Here is a 17,946-nt window from a genome sequence, read left to right on the forward strand (position 1 = left end):
AAAGTTCGAGATATTGCGCGTAAATGACTATTTTCACTATGCTTTTATCTGGGTATCAAGCTTTGAATGTTCACAAATTTGAAACAATTCGCTTAACCAACTCGCTATTCAGACTAACGTGCGGTGCTAGCCAAGATCGAAAACCGCACCTAGGCTTGATGAGTTAATAGTCAATTGTAAGTCTTTGGTTTGATTAGAACTGTACACCTCAATGATTACTGGCATAATTGCCATCGTTCTGAACTCAGGTTTTGTAAAATACGATGCGACTATTCATATTGATTTACTGTTTGCTTTTAGTCGGGTGTGCGTCACCTATCGATACCAGTCGCATTGAGAAAACACCAAGCTATCACCTCGATTATGCTGATGGTTCTCGCCTCGATAAGTACCTTCAGCTTGATGTTGTTCAGAGAAACCAGCAAACAGGGTTTTTGCCGCTCAATTTAGGACACGATGCCTTACTTGCTCGCATTGCACTGATAGATGCAGCAGAGCAGAGCATCGACGTTCAGTACTACATCTATCGTGATGACGAATCAAGCCAACTTCTTTCATGGAAACTATATAAAGCCGCCCAACGAGGCGTTCGCGTCAGAATTTTGCTTGATGACATGCAAAATCGCAATGACAGCGACATGGCACGCTTTAGTCATCATCCCAATATCCAGGTGAGATTGTTTAATCCTCACCAATATCGATCCGCACGTTCAATTGCGATGATAAGTGACTTTTCTCGCCTCAATCGTCGCATGCACAATAAGTCACTCACTGTTGATGGGATCACCACCATCTTAGGTGGACGCAATATAGGCAACGAGTATTTCTCAGTTTCTGAAGAAGTAGAATTCGGGGATTTTGATTTGCTTCTGGTTGGCTCGAGCGTTGAATCTGTAAGCGACCAATTTGACCTTTATTGGAATAGTGATTTCTCAGTGCCAATTGAGTGGCTTACACCCGAAACAGAAGCCATCAACGACACTATCGTCCAGCAATGGAATGATGAGTCAGAAATTGGGGTCAAATTCTCTAGCGACAAATACGATTTCACTCGACTACCGCTTTATCAAGACTTCATCAACCAGCAACTCAACTTCTATTGGGCAGATGCAGAAGTGCTTTATGATCGCCCAGAAAAAATGAGTGGTGAAGACCGTTCACTTATCGACAGCTTAAGCACCATTTTGGAAGATACCGAGCAATCATTGCTGATCATATCTCCCTATTTTGTGCCGACAGAGGAAGGCACAACAAATCTGATTGAGGCTAAAAAGCGAGGCATAGATATCATCGTCGTAACCAACTCACTCGCATCCAACGACGTGTTTGCTGTCCATGGTTGGTACGCTAAATATCGAAAATCTTTGGTCGAAAATGGTATTCAGCTTTGGGAAATTAAAGCCAATGCGAAGATTAAACAGTATTGGAGTTTTACTGGAAGTAGTCGCTCTAGCCTACATGCTAAGGCGATGATTATCGACAAGCAGCAACTGTTTGTCGGCTCAATGAACTGGGACCCTCGCTCAGTAGAAACCAATACCGAGTTGGGAGTCATACTCACCCACCCTGAATATTGCGAGAATATTTATCTAGAGTTGCCTGAGCTGCTTAAACGTAGCGCTTATCAAGTGCAATTAAAAGATGGGGATTTGATTTGGGTCGACCATCAGCAAGGCTATGCTGTTGATGGAGAGCCAGACGCGAGCATCTGGCGCAAGATGGGTGCTTGGTTTAGCGGTATATTACCTATTGAGGAACTACTTTAGCCGCAGTTCCTCATTCCTTGCTCAGAACCCATCTAGATTGAACAAAATTCGGCCTCGAAAGGTCAACACGCCCTAGAATGAACGCGCCACTTTTTGGCGAGTAACTTCTGCGATAGTGATTAGTAATCCAAACCAAATCAAACCAAAACTCACCGCTTTCACATCATCAAATGCTTCACCAAACAACCATACAGCAAGCAAAAACTGAATCGATGGCTCGATATACTGCATCAGACCAACGTTGGACATATGGGTGTGGCGAATTGCGATCGAATAGAAAACTAGTGGCAGCAAGGTCATCGGCGCAGAGCCCACATAGAGCAAGAATGTGGCTGTATCTGCCCCTAGTGCCACGCTTGCTCCAGTTGCGGTTTTAAATCCGATGTAAACTAACGCAAATGGTGCAACAAGTAAGGCTTCCATGAATAAACAAGTAGCCCAGTCATAGTTAACTTTCTTTTTAAGCCAACCATAGAAGGTGAAAAATAGCGCCATAATCAATGCGATGACTGGCACTTCTCCATACTGCACTACCTGATAAATCAGGCCTAAACTGGCAAATGCCACTCCAAGCTTTTTACCAAAAGAGAGTCGTTCTTTCAGTACAAGCACACCTAAGGCAACCATGGTTAACGGACTAATAAAAAAACCAAGGCTGGCATCTATGACTCTTTCGTGAGTGATCGCCCACGTGAATGCAGACCAAGACACACACATCATCACACTCGCCCCAAATGCATAAAGCATGGAGCGTTTGTCTGCAACAATGGTGTTCATATCTGGTAGTCGTCCCTTAACTAAAACCAGAATCAAAAGTCCAAAAGGTACCGAGCCGATTAATCGGATCGCCAACATCTCATCCATTGCTGCGTTGGGAATAAATTGGTAGTAAAGCGGAAGAAGTCCCCAGATAAGGAAAGATATCGCCGCCATCACGTCTCCGAAACGTGTGGGTCTCATAATGCTATCTCAACAAGGAAAGAAACGGCGTCATTTTAGGGGTAAACACAATACTGTAAAGAGAAATTTTGGCGGAACAAATCCTTTGTTCAGATTTTAACTCGAGAGTGAGCCATACCCTCAAGTCGCAAGATTATCGATAAAAAAGCCAACCAAGATGACTCCTGATTGGCGATAGAAATCTACAGATTTAAATTATTGACCGTTTACAAACGCTTTAAAGCGAGCTTTTGTTTCGGCATCGGCTTTTTGATACCAGAAGTGTAGCATCTCTTCTGCGGTATCATCGCTGGCTACTTGTGGAGCAGCTTGTGTTTTTGGAGCTTCGGTTTGGGTTTTTGCCGCCACTACAGCAGGAACCGCAACCGCTTGGAGAGTCAGTGCCGCAGGCCCTTGTTGAGCTCGGTTGTAATCTTGCGCTTCGCGTGGGAAATCACGGCTTAATTGGTAGCCATGACGAACTAGAGTATCTTCCTCTACTGCAATCTTTTGCCCAGACTCATCAACTAGCGACCACTGCAATGGATCAATCTTCTTTCTAGCGGTGCGAGCGTCACGAAAGTTTGGCATGTCAAATTTCAGCTCAGCATCAGTTTGATTGATCTTGGCAATAATCACTTGGCTCGGCACAGATACACGGTCATTACCTTGGTCAAAGTATGGCTCATAGCGAAATACGATCTGGTTCTCTCCGTCGGGCAAAGTGATCGTTTTAGTCGAGCTAAACATGCCACTGCCTTTTTCCTGTGGACGATCCTCATTCACTGAAAGCATTTCAATTTCGTCGCCATATTCAATCGTTACTGCCGCATTAACTGTTGTCACAACACCCGCTGCTGCCAAACCCAGCAATAATTTTGCAAATTTCATTTACCATAGTCCTATTGGTTTTACTTGTCAGAAAGGTTGCCTGTCCCAACTTCGCAATGCAAGCCTGACTGAGCAAAATTATTGAAAATTCATTAAATATTGACATATATCGCCGACAAATCTGTGCTTGATGCATATTTAATACCGCAAAACAAACATACCTCTTAGGGGTAACCCCACAATGTCATTTTTAAGCCATTGAAAATGCTTTATATGCGACTAGAGAGCATGCGTCATAAACCCTTTTCGACTAAATAGAAACCTTTAGTGCTAAACAAAACTCGAAAGTTTCTGCCTCATCATCGGTCTTTTTGATCATACCGCTGACATCGATTTGATAACCGATAACTAGTTAACCGCTAAATTGATCGAACAATTGATGGGCACGTATAAGTACACGAGCAGTATGAGTGTCGCATTGGACACACGGATGTTTAAGTGTGTCTTGTTGAGTAAGATGGAGTTATGAGGTGTTTTATGAAAACGTTAATCGCTTTAGCAACAGCCGCTTTAATCAGTACGAGTGCATACGCAACCACCGTATACTCGGTAAGCAGTCAAACCACACTACGTTCGGACGGGTTCAGTGATCGGATGCAAGCATTCGACGCAGGACACGATTTGGCTGCTAATATTGACCAACTCGATGGTCAAATGGCTGCGAAAAAGCTACGTGTTAACAAGCACGATATGATCTTCAATAGTCTGCTAGTCAATGGCTCAGAAGTTACCATTGAAGCATTCTCCCCACGTAAAGGGGAAATCATGTACCGTGCGTTAGTCAACGTAGATTACAGCTACAAAATTCGTGACAACGACTAGGGCGTGTCCCACATTTAAACAGCACAACCAAGTGTTATCACTTGGTTGTGCTTTTTGGGCTTAGCTCCGAAATACACTTGGTCAGTCGCTCGGACAATAAACCTTTCTTTTTCGTCTTGAAGTCAAACATTACTACTGTCGCATGTCCAACCGTTGTCACTTTAGATTGTTGCTGACTGAATACCTGATATTCCATGGTAAAGCGATCGTCTTGCAGATCGATAACGTTAGTTCCCACTAGCAGGGTGTCTGGGTAGGTAACGGGCAAAATATACTTGGCATCCGTTGCGCCCAACACTGGCCCAACTTGGGTATCATACATCTCTTCCATAAGTTCAATTCGGTTGAAGTAATCTAATCGAGCGGTCTCAAAATAGCGAAAGTAGACGGCGTTATTGACGTGGTTAAGTGCATCCATTTCTCCCCATGCCACTTTAATTTCAGTGACAGATGAGAATTGCTTTTTGAAATCTTCCATGATGGTCTCTTCTCAATAAATGACCTCGACAATGTAAATACATTGTTAAATTAAAACAAGCGTTTGAATTTAACTTGATAACGAAGTCACACTTTATTACTGGTTGAGATAGCGATTGATGATTTCCTGGTATTGGCTAAGACCGGTTTTGGAGTCGACTTTCTGAGTCATTGAAATGCCTCGCTGCATTTCATCGACAATGGTTTGCTCGGTCTCGGGGTGGAAGGCAAAAAACATTTCTAACTCATTGAGTACATAAACCACTTCAAAGTCATTACTGTCCAAGCCTATTTTACGTAGTATCCATCGAGCCACATATTCTTCGTAGGCCCATACATCTATTCGGCCTAGATTGAGCATTTTGGCCAACGACTTAGCATTATTTGCACGCTGAATTTGACTAGCAGGAACCCCTGCTTTTAGTGACAACTGTTCACCTACATCATCCATGATTACTCCAACAGAGTAGCGTGAGATATGCGATGGGTGTTCAATCCTTACACCTGCACTCTTCTTAGCAAGTAGGACGATCCGAGTTTGACCAATTGGACCTGCCCATTTAAATAAAGCTTCTCTCATCTCAGTACGAGCAGTCGAAAACAGCACGGCATTTAATTGCGAACGAGCGGCTCGATAAGCTCTTGGCCACGGTCTCAATTTGATGTTTTCACGTTCTATTTCTCTACCGATGTTACTGTTTGCCGCAATCAGCAACTCAACGGCAATACCTCGAAGTTCACCGTTCTCTTGATAGTTATAAGGTGGATACTCTTCAGTGTAAAAAGTAAGCTCCTGTTTAGCCGCCCAAACAGAAGTGATATGAAAAACGACAAAGAGCAAGCTCAAACTGAACCATATCGCTCGCCTGCACACCATAGCAATTTACTCGACACCGTAGCGAACTCGAATCTCATCCAACTGGCTCATGCCGGTGGACTTATTCACTTCTTTGGCCATATCGACACCTCGCTGTAGATCAGCAATCAACACTGGATCGGTCTCCGGGTTAAAGGCGTAATACATCGGTAACTCATTCAAGACATACACCACTTCAAAGAGTTCATTGTTCAAATGCGCTTTAGAGATACTCCAGCGAGCGACACTTTCTTCATACGCCCACAAATCAATTCGACCCAGATCGAGCATTCTAGCCAAGGAGACTGCCGTCGTTGCTCGCTCAAGTCTGGCAATGTTTGCTCCTTCTTCTATGATCAACTGCTCACCTACATCATCCAGAATCACACCAATGGTATAATTTTTAAGTTCCTCACCCGAATTGATTGAGATTTTGCTGTCTTTGCGAGCCAATAACACAACTCGAGTTTCGCCAATGGGTCCAACCCACTTGAACATGTTTTCCCGTTTCGCTGTGCGTCCCATAGAGAACAAGATGGTATTCGGTTCTATGCGCACCGCTCGATACGCCCTTGGCCAAGGTCGGACTAGAATATCCTCACGCTTGATATCTCGACCGACGTTTTCTGCCGCAGTTAGCAACAAGTCGACGGCAATCCCCTCTGGAGGTTGATTGACTTCTCGATAATTGTAAGGTGGAAACTGCTCAGTAAAAATCTGTAGATTTGCTGAAGCTGGCAGCGAAAGAAAAGACAGTGCGCCGATAGTGAAAGCAATTACACGTCTCAACCAATGAAATGTCATAGCCGAACCTCTTAGGATTATGAAACTATATCTATAGAGTAGTAGAAGAAATCTACGAAAGTCGGCTAAACTGGCGACGACTCACCAAATCGCAAGGATTAGCTCTTGGATAAACAAAATTCCCCGACGTTCAGCTCTGGTCAAATTATCCGTTGGGTGTGGCAGTTCGTCACACCATACAAAACTCAAGTATTCTGGGCAGTCGTCTTTTTGCTTGCAGGGGCAGCAAGTTGGCTCGCATTGGGCCAAGGTGTGCGAGTATTAGTTGATAAAGGTTTTAGTGCCGACTCAGTCCAAGACTTAGATCAAGCACTGATTTTTATCATCACTGTGACCCTAGTCAGCAGTGGTGCGACCTTCGGACGTTTTTATCTAATGACTTGGCTTGGTGAGCGTGTTAGTGCTGACATTCGCTTATCCGTGTACCAACACTTACTTCTTTTATCACCTGCGTATTATGCCAAACAACGTACAGGCGAGGTAATTAGCCGTTTTACTGCCGATTCCACCCTACTTCAAAGTGTAGTCGGTTCAAGCTTATCCATGGCGCTGCGCTCCAGTGTGAGCCTTCTAGGCGCCCTGGTGATGATGTTTGCAACCAGCCTCAAGCTATCAATGATGGTGCTAGTCGCTGTGCCGTTTGTATTAGTTCCTATTTTGTTTTTCGGCCGTAAAGTTCGAACCCACTCTCGTAACAGCCAAGATAAAGTGGGTGACATGAGTGCATTCATCGATGAATCACTGCACGAGATCTCGACGGTCCAAGCATACAACTACCAAACCCAAGCGTATCAAGGTTTTGTTCGACGCATTGATAAAGTGATAGAGGCCGCTAAGCTGCGCATCTTTTATCGCGCCCTATTAATGTCTTCAATGATGTTTTTAAGCATCGGCGCAATCTCGTTTGTCACTTGGATGGGTGCGCAGAGTGTTATTGATGGAGAAGTCTCGCCGGGCGAGCTAACTGCATTTATGTTTTACGCCGTTATGGTGGCGGGTGCAGTTGCCACCGTGAGCGAGGTTATCGGAGAAATCCAACGCGCTGTTGGCGCAACAGAGCGATTACTTGAGCTTGGTGATGCGCCTATTGATATCCAAGACCCTATTAACCCAGTGTCTCTACCTCCACAACATCGAGGAGAAATTCGTGTTGATGGATTAAAATTTCATTACGAGAACAATGACCAAGCAGTATTTGATCAGCTCTCACTCCATATTAATCCAGGAGAACGAGTTGCCTTGGTTGGTCCTAGTGGTGCAGGGAAAAGCACCTTGTTCCAACTGCTATTGCGCTTTCAAACCCCTAATAAAGGCAAAATTTGTCTGGATGGTGTCGACATCTCGAGCACTTCATTGTCTGAGCTACGACAAAATTTTGCTTTGGTGTCTCAAGAGTCCGTCATTTTCGCTAATGACGTGATTGATAACGTCCGCTTTGGTCGCACAACTGCCACCGAAGAAGAAGTAATCGCAGCATGTAAGCTCGCACAAGCGCACGACTTTATTCAAGAGTTGCCTGACGGGTACCAAACTTACTTGGGTGAACGTGGTGTGCGCCTGTCAGGTGGCCAGAAGCAACGAATTGCCATCGCTCGTGCAATTTTGGCAGCCCGCCCTATTTTACTACTCGATGAAGCCACCAGCGCACTGGATGCGGTGAGCGAAAAGAAAGTGAAGTTAGCGCTCGATGAGTTAATGAAAAATAAGACCTCACTTATCATTGCTCATCGTTTAGCGACAGTAAACAATGTCGACCGTATATTGGTGATGGATAAAGGTCAGATTGTCGCATCGGGTACGCACAAAGAGCTTTTAGAAAACAATGCGCTATATCGAGAGTTTGCACAATTGCAACTGCTAGAGTAGCCTGTTGCGACACTATATTTACTACTAACAAGGGAAACCAATGGAACTGGACAAATTCCTAAGCCAGCTAACTTCCGAACCTTCAAGCATAGAGTTTGAACAAACAATGGCCTCCATCGATGCCAATTATGAGTTTACTCCAACGGCATTTGCCAATGGTGAAACACACAATCAGGCTAATCAGAATAATGGCTCGTGTAAGATTTTTGCTTTTGCATCCAAGCATCAATTATCGGTAGAGCACACCTTGCATTGTTTTGGTAAATTTTACCGCCAAGATGTGTTAGAAAACCCAAGTAACGATGACCATCAGAATATACGAAATTTTATGGTCACTGGCTGGGATGGCATTCAATTCGAAGGGGAAGCGTTAAGCGCTCGATAACCCTTTTAGTGAGCTCCGAGAGGAGCTCTTTTGGCTTCAGTATAGGTTTATTCCCAACCTCTATGCTACACGCCCCACCAATCACCACAATCCATTAGCAATCGGACCATAGCTTTTCTATACTGGCCGGCCTACTTACCATCTGGAACGGATTGTGTTGTTACGTCACCTTACCTTGCTTTGCCTTATCACCTCTCTCTCAGTTAATGCCCACCCTCATGCGTGGACCGATATTAAAACTGAAATTATGTCCGAAGGTGAAATAATCACTGGTCTAAGAATGGAGTGGACCTTTGATGCCATGACTTCTGCCTACATGCTAGATGAGGAAGATATGTCCGAACAGGCTCGAGAAAGCACATTGCAGGCCATCGCTGATTCAGTGATGGACAATATGCTTTATGAGCACTACTTCACTTACTTCCTTGATGGTGAGAATCCGATTCGTTACAAAGAAGTCAAAACCAGTTCTCTCATCCAACACCGTGGGAAACTGACACTCCATTTCGATTTGATGTTAGTCAATCCTCAACCAACCCAGGGCAAAAAGCTAAAGCTGATGATATTTGAGCCAAGTTATTATGTAGAAATGAGCTGGCGCTCTCCACATCAGGTAACCCTAGGTCAATCTTTAGCTTCCACTTGTCGCATTGATCTGGTTGAGCCAAACCCAACGCCAGAGCAAATGGCCTATGCAATGTCGCTGCCTATGGATGCAGACCCAGATAACGCTCTTGGCCAGTTATTTACCCAACACGCTTATATTGACTGTAGAGGGTAACATGCCGTCGTCTATGCCAATTCAACGCCCACCACTGTGGTTCACATTGCTCCTTATCACTGGCTGTGTAATGGGATGGCAATACTGGCCAAAGCTGCTTTTACAAGCCATTGCAATACAGCGAGAACTTAATGGGTTGCTGAGCGATCTCTTGTACGACATTCAGGAGCATCGCCCTCAAGCCATCGTAAGTTTTGTATTGGTTAGCTTCGGCTATGGGATTTTGCACTCACTAGGACCAGGGCACGGAAAAGTCATCGTTGCAACATACCTAACCACACAAAAAAGCAGCATCAAGTCGAGCTTGTGGATCACTATACTTTCTTCGCTATTGCAGGCACTGGTGGCTATCGCATTAGTGTCTGTGATGTTGATGGCCTTTAAAGCCAGTATGAGAGAGGTGCATGCTCAAGCACATATCGCCATTCAAGTGTCCTATTTTTGTGTGCTGATGCTAGGTGTTATGGTCAGCTACAAAGCTCTGCGTGCTGCGCTTGGTAAGCATCATCATCATGCGGAGCAAAACCAACAAAATCGTATCGGCCTAATACTGGCGATTGGGCTACGACCTTGTACTGGTGCAATCATGGTGCTTCTGTTTGCCAACATGGTCGGATTGTATTGGGCAGGAGTACTAGGATCATTAATGATGGCCGTTGGTACCTGCATCACTACATCGACAATTGCGCTGCTGGTCGTGTCAGGTAAAAAGCTGATCTTAAAGTATCTCGCTTATGATGATCACAAAGCGAGTTCCAAAAGCGCTATCTGGTTGCAACTGTTAGGGGGCTTATTAGTGATGTGTACTGGAGTGCTGTTACTTGCGTCAGCCACCCCAGCTCAGGTAGGTCTGGCTTTTTAGACCAACACCATCTCCACATCTACGAAGGTAAATTCACCGCTTAACTCTTCTTGTAGCGCTTGCTTAACATCAACTAAGCGAGCGCCATCCCCTTCTACAAGTGCGTCAGCTGCCATACTAATGAGCACTAGGTAGCTCGAACCTGTTTTGCTGATATTAAGTACTTTATATCCCAGTGCACTGGCTGCCATATGCTGATCGACCACCTCAGTGATCGCTTGGTGTTTTTGCTCATCTTGAAGCTTACCACCCGCTAGTTCGACAAAGGCTTCTTTGATAATGCCAATAGGCTGACCAAGCATACAGATAGCAAGAACCAACACCAGAATGGCATCGCCGATATACAATAGAAAGTCCCAAGCGCTGCCCTGCTCAACAAAGCCAATCAGTACCAGAACTGCACCGGTTGATGCAGACAAAATCCCATCGATAAAAGAGGCTTTCTGATCCACTTTGAGCATTGAACTGCCCTGTTTGATGCGGCGATTTTGTAGCTTATAAAACAGCGATAAACCCCAACAGATACTGACCATAGCAATTGCGTAATAAACAATTGGGCCAGTTTTTATCATTGCGATCGGTTCACCCTCCCAAAAACGGAAGATCTTTAATCCATTGCTGGTCACCGCTGAGATCACCACGCCCAACAACAGTAGCCCCTTCATCAAAGAATAGAGTGCTTCGCTGACATATAACCCAAACGGAAAGGTTTCAGAGCGAATGGACTTAATACGAGAAATTTTAAGTGCTACTAAAGAGGAGAGGAAAAGAATAAACGACATGTTGCCATCTAAAAGCAGCGCTTCTGAGCCGGACAGATAAAACGTTCCCCATCCACTTATCGCCATGATGAAGTTCGCTACGATTCCAAGCTTGATAGACTGGCGTTCTACCTTTGCGATTTTTTCTTTCACTACAAATACCTATTACGCATTCAATAGCTACCAAGAATGCCAGCAGTTGAGCTATCTAACAACAACTAACCTAGCTTATCTAACACTTTTCACCTATAGCTCCATCTGCTAGCGTAGGGTTTGAGCCAGCATTTCAAGAAAAGAATAATGATAAAAGTCGCTACCCTGAATTTGTGCAATTTTGCCCAGCCACCATTCGCAAGTTACGAATGGGATAATATTTTGACCGCAGAACAGTGGGAGAGTAAATGTGAATGGCTTAGAGCACAGTTAAAGCAAGTTAGCCCCGATATCATTGCATTCCAAGAAGTGTTTAGTATTCCAGCGCTAAAGGCTGTTTGTGCCCAGCTTGGTTATAATCATTTTTGCTGCCCGGGCTCACCAAAAGTTGAGCATGAGTATGTGTTCAGTGAGCCCTGTGTTGCGGTAGCCAGCAAATATCCGCTTCGAACCATAAAGCTGAGCGATAAAATACGCTCCCAGTTCGCTCGATACCCCGCAATCGCCAGAATTACCCTGCCAAATAGACAAAAAGTCACCGTAATATCGGTACATCTCAAATCTCAAAGAGCCTCGGCAGCGCCAGATAGATATAGTGAGCAACAGTCACAACTTTATGGACAGTGGGTATCAAGCTTCCAAAGAGCTCAAGAAGCCACCGAATTACACAAGATCGTCAAGAAACAGAGCAGTAAGACGCCAACGATTGTCATGGGTGACTTTAATCAGTCCCTTGATAGTGAGTCTTTAAAACCAATGACTGATTCAATACTCGTAGCTGATTGTAGAAAAGCGACGGGTGCAAGTGAAGTGGCAACGTTTTATCACCGTTTTAGCCCGATAACCATAGATCATATTATGGTGACTCATGACCTAGAAGTGTGTGATTACCAATGCATTGATAATCACTTGCCTAGTAATGGCTTAACAAGCTCCGACCATGCCATAGTATCGGCGACCTTAGATCAACGCTGCTCTATCTAACTAGCGTGAATCGCCCTGATCACCGCTGCTGCTTTTTGCTCTGAATAAGAGCATATTTTCCAATGTTGTGGTGACCAACCTTTTACAAAACGTAAAAAGTCCGCCCAAGCCACGTCATACAGCGATCGCCACTCTGTCTCAACAGCACTCGCATCCACCCTAATACCATAGTGAGAGAAAGCCTGAGTAAGTTGTTTGAAGTAGTAATTGAGTAGTTCATCTTCCCATTGCTCTGCTCGAGCCAGTGGAACACAGCTACTAACAAACAGTGCAACATCAATAATACCGCAGCCCTTACCACTCCACTGAAAGTCCACTGCACCCGCTTTGTCTCCTGAGGGACTAAAACAAAAGTTTGCTAGCTTCGCATCCCCGTGAATAAGCGTTTGGTACTTTGCCCCTCTCAACATGTTATCAATAGTGTGGGCATGTTGTTTTAGAGGGCTATCCTCCATGGCAGCTAGCTCATCGGGTCTCGTCTCAAGATGCCAATAACCACCGACTTGCCATAAACCTTCGCCAGTTTGGCCAAAATGTTTTGCATGAAAGTGCGCCAACCAATCCAAACATGTTTTCCATAGGGGCAGTTCCGCTTGTGAATAGGTCTGAGTAAGCCCAAGGCTGGCAAGATCGCTCATCACTAGATTCATTGACTCTTGGTCAATGTCACATTGCAAACCAAGTGGCATCAAGCAGTGTTGGTCATACTGCAATGAATAGTGTTTATACCAATTAAGCTCGACTTCAAAAGATTTTAGCTTCCTGTGATGACTTCTTGCTGTATTCCAACCTTTAGGATGCTGTGCGGGTTGAGGGAATGCGATTTGCTTACTGACAACTTGCTGATACTCATCGTGTTGTAAGGTCAAGCGCACCACTTGACCGTAGTTGCCCCATATAGATTGGATCACCTGTTCAGACAATACCTTAACACCTGAAATATCGAACGGTTGAAGCATGGATTTAGAATTACCTATTTAAACGTGGATTAAAGAACTTTACACAACCAAAACAAAAACTCGATAATATTCGAGTATTGTAATGCTTTTGAACCCCTTTGGAGCTACTCGTGAGTACATCTACTGCTATAAGACCTAAGTTAACCACTTCTTCAAGCGTGGAAGTAAAAGCCGTTGAGGCAGCTCATCTGATCAGCAATACCTGCATTGCTAACATGACCATTGCACCACCAGTTGGCAGCCAAATCACGGTCAAGTGCTCCACTATCGGGTTTCATTCGGAGCGAACACTTTTGGTAGAAGTTCCTCAACTCAAAACCTCGGATATTAAACACCATTTGCGAGAGGGATTTTGGGTCAAGATGAAGATTTTCACAGGACGTGGCAATGGCACCGTTTTACAGTTTCGTTGCCAAGTCAGCCATGTCATATTCGAGCCACTGCCAATGGTGGCACTCACTTTACCAACTACAATGCAAAGGTATGATATTCGAGTTGCTCCAAGGTTTGAAACCAGTTTGTCCTTGAGTATCGAGCTGCTTAAAAAACGTTATGATGCTCGAATGCTAAATCTCTCCAAATATGGCTGCCTATTGGAAGTTTCACTGATATCTAAACCCGCTATTGAAGGTCAATCAATTAGCATCGACATCCATCAACTTGATCCAAGATTATCCTTAGAGCCACCGCTACAAGCGATTGTCCGAAATCGTCGAAAAACGTTATCGGGCTATCAGTACGGTGTCGAGTATGCCCTCGCCTGTCAGGCACAAGGTGAACGTCTATTGGCGATGATGACATTCGATGGTTGTACAATGAGCTTAGTTTAAAAGCAATTTGCCTACAAAAATCACATTTTTTGCATACCCGACTATAATTTGCTTATGGTATTTTTAAGCGGTTAAATATAATAACTACTTATCAATTCACGCCATATCTTTGATCTTGCTTCCAAAGTCACTTAGCCGTTATGAATAAACCGCTCGACTTGGAAAGCACTTAAATTCGCCGTCTTCGTCGGCTGTTGGCAGAACACCATTGAGGATCCTATGGTTGTGCAAAATGTGGCTCATTCAGTCAAAGACAAAGTAGACTCTCAGGCCCTGCGCGGCACAGAGAGCGTAATGCGAAGTACCGATGCGCTGACCATGGTTGCGCACTCGAGTGAAGTAACCATCAACATCACAACTGCGGTGGGTATTAAATACCAAGGTACCACCAACTTTATTGGTACCCACGGTAATGACCTTATCCTGCTAGAAATCCCCGACATGTCTGATGAAGACAAGGAGTACTTTCTTCAAGACGGTTTCTGGCTAAATGTACGTGCCATATCACCTCGTGGTGAAGGCGCCCTTCTCTACTTTCGTAGTCAAATGGTTCATGTGGTTTACGACCCTGTACCTATGCTTATGCTATCGATCCCTTCAACTATGAAGGTTCTTCAACTGCGAAAAGAACCTCGCTATGACGTCGCTCTACATGCCATTTTGCATTGTAAAGAGTGTAAGATTGAAGCCGAAATCCGCGATCTATCGAAAGGCGGCTGTCGTATCGAAACCTCTCCACTTGCTCGTAATTTCCAAATCGATGATGTGATTCGCATTGAACTGACCGAAAAAGCGCAGTCAGTACAAACCTTGCCAGCAATGAGTGGAAAAGTATGTAATTTGCAACGTTCTCAGAACTGTGCAAAGTATGGGTTAATCTTCGATGACCTAGGAAGAGAAAACGTGAAGAAACTGCTAAGTTGCTTGAAATTTGATGGAACAAAGTTGGCCTTGAAATAGCCCAACTTAGTTTACATAGCACATAAAAAAACAGCCCTACCAATTGGTAGGGCTGTTTACTATGTCAGTAGCACAGTAAATTACTGAACTTCAACGTTAGCAGCTTGAGGACCTTTTTGGCCTTGCTCAACTTCGAAAGCTACTTTTTGGCCTTCTTTAAGAGTACGGAAACCGTCACCTTGGATAGCACGGAAGTGAACGAATACGTCTGCGCCGCCGTTCTCTTGAGTGATGAAGCCAAAGCCTTTCTCTTCGTTAAACCATTTTACTGTGCCAATTGTCTTAGACATGGGTATTTCCTAATTCTGTACGTGTATATCTTATGCGCCTAGCGCTTTTAGTTTGCCAAGTAATCAAGTGTTACTTAATGGAACATAATTCTGAATACTTCTTATCGCCAAACTAACTGCGTACAGTAGGTCGTAGAGAAAAACTTCTAAAATCTGTTTTCATATAAATAGCTCTGATGACAGGGCGAGGTTCACTCTACGGAAGTTTGCGAGTCTTGTATATCTATTTCTGCTAATTTCGCTAAATAGATGTAGAAATATGAGATTTAGTGCTTATTTTGAGCTGTGCCGCACAATCCTTGACCCACTGTTTGCAACTTTAACTCTTAAGACGCACTTCACATCGGAAAATAACTAAGAAAACACTCAGTTGACAATCAGACTCATATTTATAAGTCACGAAAAGTAATGCATTTTTAGTTCCAAGTTACACAATTGATTCATGTTTCCGTCACAAAAGTTTTAAACGGCCTCTCTATATTTGTCTGCGTTCAAACAACATCTATTATCTTGTGAGGAATACAAAAATGAACAAGGCAGTTTTAGCAGTGGCAGTGCTTGCGGCACTAGGTACAAGTTCTGCAATGGCAGCAACCGTTTACTCAGATGACACAACGGAACTAAAAATCGGCGGTCGCGCAGAGTTTCGTGGCAACTTCAGCTCTGGCATTGAAGGCACGATGGAAAATAAAAGCCGTGCTCGTCTGAATGCTAAGGGTAAAACCAAAATCACTGAAGACCTTACTGGCTTTGCTAAGTGGGAAGCGGAGCAATCTACAGGCTCAAGTGGTGATTCGTCGGAGATCACAACAGAAGAAAACGATACTAACAGCTCTTTCAAGCAGCGTTACATGTTCGTAGGTCTTGGCACAAACTTTGGTGATGTTTCTTTTGGTAAACAAGACACTGCACCAGTACAGATTTCAGGCATGTCTGACATCGGTACTTATACTGGCGCTCAAAAAGAGTTCATTGCGGCAGGTAACGAGCAAATCAACAATACCTTCCTATACTCAGGCGAATTTGATGCACTGACTGTTCAAGGTTCTTTCATCGCTTCTGAAGCCAAGAGCAACAATGGTTACGGTATTTCAGCTATTTACCAACTACCTATGGGTCTAGGTCTTGGTCTAGGTTACGCAACTCAAGATCGTGGTGAGAATGCAGGTAAAGGCAATCAAATCATCGGTGGTGTGAACTACTCGATGGACGCTCTTTACATTGGTGCTACCTACACGCAAGGCAAGCAAAATGACACCACTGACGTTGAGTTCACAGGTGTTGAAGTGGCAGCTAAATACAAGTTTGACGGTGGATTCTCACTCATTGGCTCTTACCAGAATCAAAAAGAAGACAAAGACCAAGACGCTACGTCGGATTTTGTTGAAGTGACTGGCGAGTACAAGTTCAATAAGAGCATGAAAACTTACGCAGCATACAAGGTTGATAATCGTAAGAACAAAGACAACAACCTACGTCTAGGTCTGCGCTACGATTTCTAACTAATGGAAACAACTTCCAGTTTTGACCGAGCCGAAAGGCTCGGTCTTTTTTAAAGTGATCCTGCTACGAAATCAGTCTCACCACTAAAGCACCAGCATCTCTCAGCGCATCAGAGTTATAGCTAAGCACTGTTCCTGCATGAGGCGCTCTGTACTGCTGTACTAACTGACCAAAAGCGTCATACTGCTCAGCAACTAAGTCACCCTCTTCTACTTTTTGCAGCATTTCAACTCGACTTAATGTCAATCCACCTTGCATGGCTCGAATTGAGGTAATGGTATCTCCTTCAATCGGCGCTGCACATACCTCAATTTTCTCACCAGTTATTACGCCATGTTGAATCAAGATACGCTTAACCCCTTCAACGGCACGAGCAATATATTGTGGCTGGGTAACTTTACCCGTTCCAACCTCGACAGTAATACAAGGCACACCATTTTCATTCCACACGGTTTCCAACACACCAGCGTCACCGGGATCATTTAAAATAACATCAGGCTGCATCAAACGAGCCATCTCTAGCGCAGCTGGGATGCGAAAATCGGCAAATACATATAACGGATAGGTTGCGCCTCGAGTTTGGGTGTGTAGATCGATTACCATGTCAGCATTGCCATGCAGCAAGTGATTCCAAAGCTTATGTAAGTAGCGATTAGCGGCATCACCATCGGCTTTGCCTGGGAAGAAACGATTTAAGTTGGCTGGGGATGCATCTGGGTCAGAGCCTATAAAGTCGCGACTGCTGGCTAATATGCCTGACAGATTTATCGCTGGGACCACCACAATACACCCTGCTACGACCTCATGTCCGATTTCGCGTGCAATCTGCTGTGCGACCAACACACCATTAAGCTCATCACCATGAACACCTGCACTGACCATAATTCGTGGGCCTTCATCTGAGGCTTTATGCACGATAACAGGTATTGATTGAGCTTGGCCTAAGGCATTTTGGGCGACGGTGAACCAAAAGTGATGACTGCCTACTGAGAGTGAATCAACATCGAGCTTATCGATTACCAATGGTTGCAAATGAGTTGTTTGAGTCAAAGCTATA

At 44.3% G+C, this 17,946-nt stretch carries 19 protein-coding genes; 10 read left to right on the forward strand and 9 right to left on the reverse strand.

The features are described from left to right. The first annotated feature begins 263 nt into the window (after positions 1–263). Positions 264–1,766 (forward strand): phospholipase D family protein, encoded by a 1,503-nt coding sequence (locus J4N39_RS19965; protein WP_252024181.1) that lies wholly within the window; start codon positions 264–266, stop codon positions 1,764–1,766. 72 nt (positions 1,767–1,838) lie between these two features. On the opposite strand, the gene rarD is transcribed toward J4N39_RS19965, so the two are convergent. Continuing rightward, positions 1,839–2,726, reverse strand: coding sequence for an EamA family transporter RarD (gene rarD / locus J4N39_RS19970; protein ID WP_252024183.1), 888 nt, complete (start codon positions 2,724–2,726; stop codon positions 1,839–1,841). A 195-nt stretch (positions 2,727–2,921) separates the two neighbouring features. Continuing rightward, on the reverse strand, positions 2,922–3,596 hold the full coding sequence (locus tag J4N39_RS19975) for a DUF2057 family protein (RefSeq protein WP_252024185.1): 675 nt from the start codon (positions 3,594–3,596) through the stop codon (positions 2,922–2,924). A gap of 477 nt (positions 3,597–4,073) precedes the next feature. On the opposite strand from J4N39_RS19975, the gene J4N39_RS19980 reads away from it, so the two are divergent. After that, a complete protein-coding gene (locus J4N39_RS19980; protein WP_252024187.1) occupies positions 4,074–4,418 on the forward strand; it encodes a DUF3316 domain-containing protein in 345 nt (114 codons plus the stop codon). 37 nt (positions 4,419–4,455) lie between these two features. On the opposite strand, the gene J4N39_RS19985 is transcribed toward J4N39_RS19980, so the two are convergent. The 3 genes from J4N39_RS19985 to J4N39_RS19995 all read right to left on the reverse strand — a co-directional run bounded on the left by J4N39_RS19985 (position 4,456) and on the right by J4N39_RS19995 (position 6,555). Further along, entirely contained in the window at positions 4,456–4,896 is a 441-nt protein-coding gene (locus J4N39_RS19985) for an acyl-CoA thioesterase (RefSeq protein ID WP_252024189.1), read from the reverse strand. Positions 4,897–4,992: 96 nt separating this feature from the next. Next, on the reverse strand, positions 4,993–5,742 hold the full coding sequence (locus J4N39_RS19990; RefSeq protein ID WP_252024191.1) for a substrate-binding periplasmic protein: 750 nt from the start codon (positions 5,740–5,742) through the stop codon (positions 4,993–4,995). Between the two features lie 36 nt (positions 5,743–5,778). Next, positions 5,779–6,555, reverse strand: coding sequence for a substrate-binding periplasmic protein (locus J4N39_RS19995; protein WP_252024193.1), 777 nt, complete (start codon positions 6,553–6,555; stop codon positions 5,779–5,781). A gap of 105 nt (positions 6,556–6,660) precedes the next feature. Between J4N39_RS19995 and J4N39_RS20000 the strand changes: the two genes are divergently transcribed. The 4 genes from J4N39_RS20000 (at position 6,661) to J4N39_RS20015 (ending at position 10,449) form a co-directional block, all read left to right on the forward strand. Next, positions 6,661–8,421 carry an ABC transporter transmembrane domain-containing protein gene (locus J4N39_RS20000; protein WP_252024195.1) on the forward strand — a complete coding sequence of 587 codons (1,761 nt, stop codon included), beginning with the start codon at positions 6,661–6,663 and terminating at the stop codon, positions 8,419–8,421. Between the two features lie 40 nt (positions 8,422–8,461). Beyond that, the gene (locus J4N39_RS20005; RefSeq protein WP_252024197.1) at positions 8,462–8,806 is read left to right on the forward strand and encodes a HopJ type III effector protein; all 345 of its coding nucleotides are present in this window, start codon (positions 8,462–8,464) and stop codon (positions 8,804–8,806) included. A 154-nt stretch (positions 8,807–8,960) separates the two neighbouring features. After that, entirely contained in the window at positions 8,961–9,587 is a 627-nt protein-coding gene (locus J4N39_RS20010; protein ID WP_252024199.1) for a DUF1007 family protein, read from the forward strand. 1 nt (position 9,588) lies between these two features. Beyond that, on the forward strand, positions 9,589–10,449 hold the full coding sequence (locus J4N39_RS20015; protein WP_252024201.1) for a nickel/cobalt transporter: 861 nt from the start codon (positions 9,589–9,591) through the stop codon (positions 10,447–10,449). Here the strand turns inward: J4N39_RS20015 and J4N39_RS20020 are convergent. Continuing rightward, positions 10,446–11,363, reverse strand: a complete 918-nt coding sequence (locus J4N39_RS20020) for a cation efflux transmembrane domain-containing protein (RefSeq protein ID WP_252024203.1) — start codon at positions 11,361–11,363, stop codon at positions 10,446–10,448. The two genes, J4N39_RS20015 and J4N39_RS20020, sit on opposite strands and share 4 nt — an antisense overlap. Positions 11,364–11,510: 147 nt before the next feature. On the opposite strand from J4N39_RS20020, the gene J4N39_RS20025 reads away from it, so the two are divergent. Then, a complete protein-coding gene (locus tag J4N39_RS20025; RefSeq protein WP_252024205.1) occupies positions 11,511–12,347 on the forward strand; it encodes an endonuclease/exonuclease/phosphatase family protein in 837 nt (278 codons plus the stop codon). On the opposite strand, the gene J4N39_RS20030 is transcribed toward J4N39_RS20025, so the two are convergent. Next, complete coding sequence (locus J4N39_RS20030; RefSeq protein ID WP_252024208.1) at positions 12,344–13,306, reverse strand: phosphotransferase; 963 nt, start codon at positions 13,304–13,306, stop codon at positions 12,344–12,346. The two genes, J4N39_RS20025 and J4N39_RS20030, sit on opposite strands and share 4 nt — an antisense overlap. A gap of 110 nt (positions 13,307–13,416) precedes the next feature. Between J4N39_RS20030 and J4N39_RS20035 the strand changes: the two genes are divergently transcribed. Both J4N39_RS20035 and J4N39_RS20040 read left to right on the forward strand, forming a co-directional pair. Further along, positions 13,417–14,136 carry a PilZ domain-containing protein gene (locus J4N39_RS20035; RefSeq protein WP_252024210.1) on the forward strand — a complete coding sequence of 240 codons (720 nt, stop codon included), beginning with the start codon at positions 13,417–13,419 and terminating at the stop codon, positions 14,134–14,136. A gap of 219 nt (positions 14,137–14,355) precedes the next feature. Then, entirely contained in the window at positions 14,356–15,096 is a 741-nt protein-coding gene (locus tag J4N39_RS20040; protein WP_252024212.1) for a flagellar brake protein, read from the forward strand. Between the two features lie 80 nt (positions 15,097–15,176). Here the strand turns inward: J4N39_RS20040 and cspE are convergent, their stop codons facing one another. Next, the gene (cspE, locus tag J4N39_RS20045; protein ID WP_252024214.1) at positions 15,177–15,386 is read right to left on the reverse strand and encodes a transcription antiterminator/RNA stability regulator CspE; all 210 of its coding nucleotides are present in this window, start codon (positions 15,384–15,386) and stop codon (positions 15,177–15,179) included. A gap of 527 nt (positions 15,387–15,913) precedes the next feature. Between cspE and J4N39_RS20050 the strand changes: the two genes are divergently transcribed. Beyond that, on the forward strand, positions 15,914–16,888 hold the full coding sequence (locus tag J4N39_RS20050; protein ID WP_252024216.1) for a porin: 975 nt from the start codon (positions 15,914–15,916) through the stop codon (positions 16,886–16,888). A 64-nt stretch (positions 16,889–16,952) separates the two neighbouring features. On the opposite strand, the gene J4N39_RS20055 is transcribed toward J4N39_RS20050, so the two are convergent. Continuing rightward, positions 16,953–17,939 (reverse strand): succinylglutamate desuccinylase/aspartoacylase family protein, encoded by a 987-nt coding sequence (locus J4N39_RS20055; protein ID WP_252024218.1) that lies wholly within the window; start codon positions 17,937–17,939, stop codon positions 16,953–16,955. Positions 17,940–17,946 lie beyond the last annotated feature (7 nt).

This window comes from Vibrio sp. SCSIO 43136 (assembly GCF_023716565.1).
Taxonomy (GTDB): Bacteria; Pseudomonadota; Gammaproteobacteria; order Enterobacterales; family Vibrionaceae; genus Vibrio.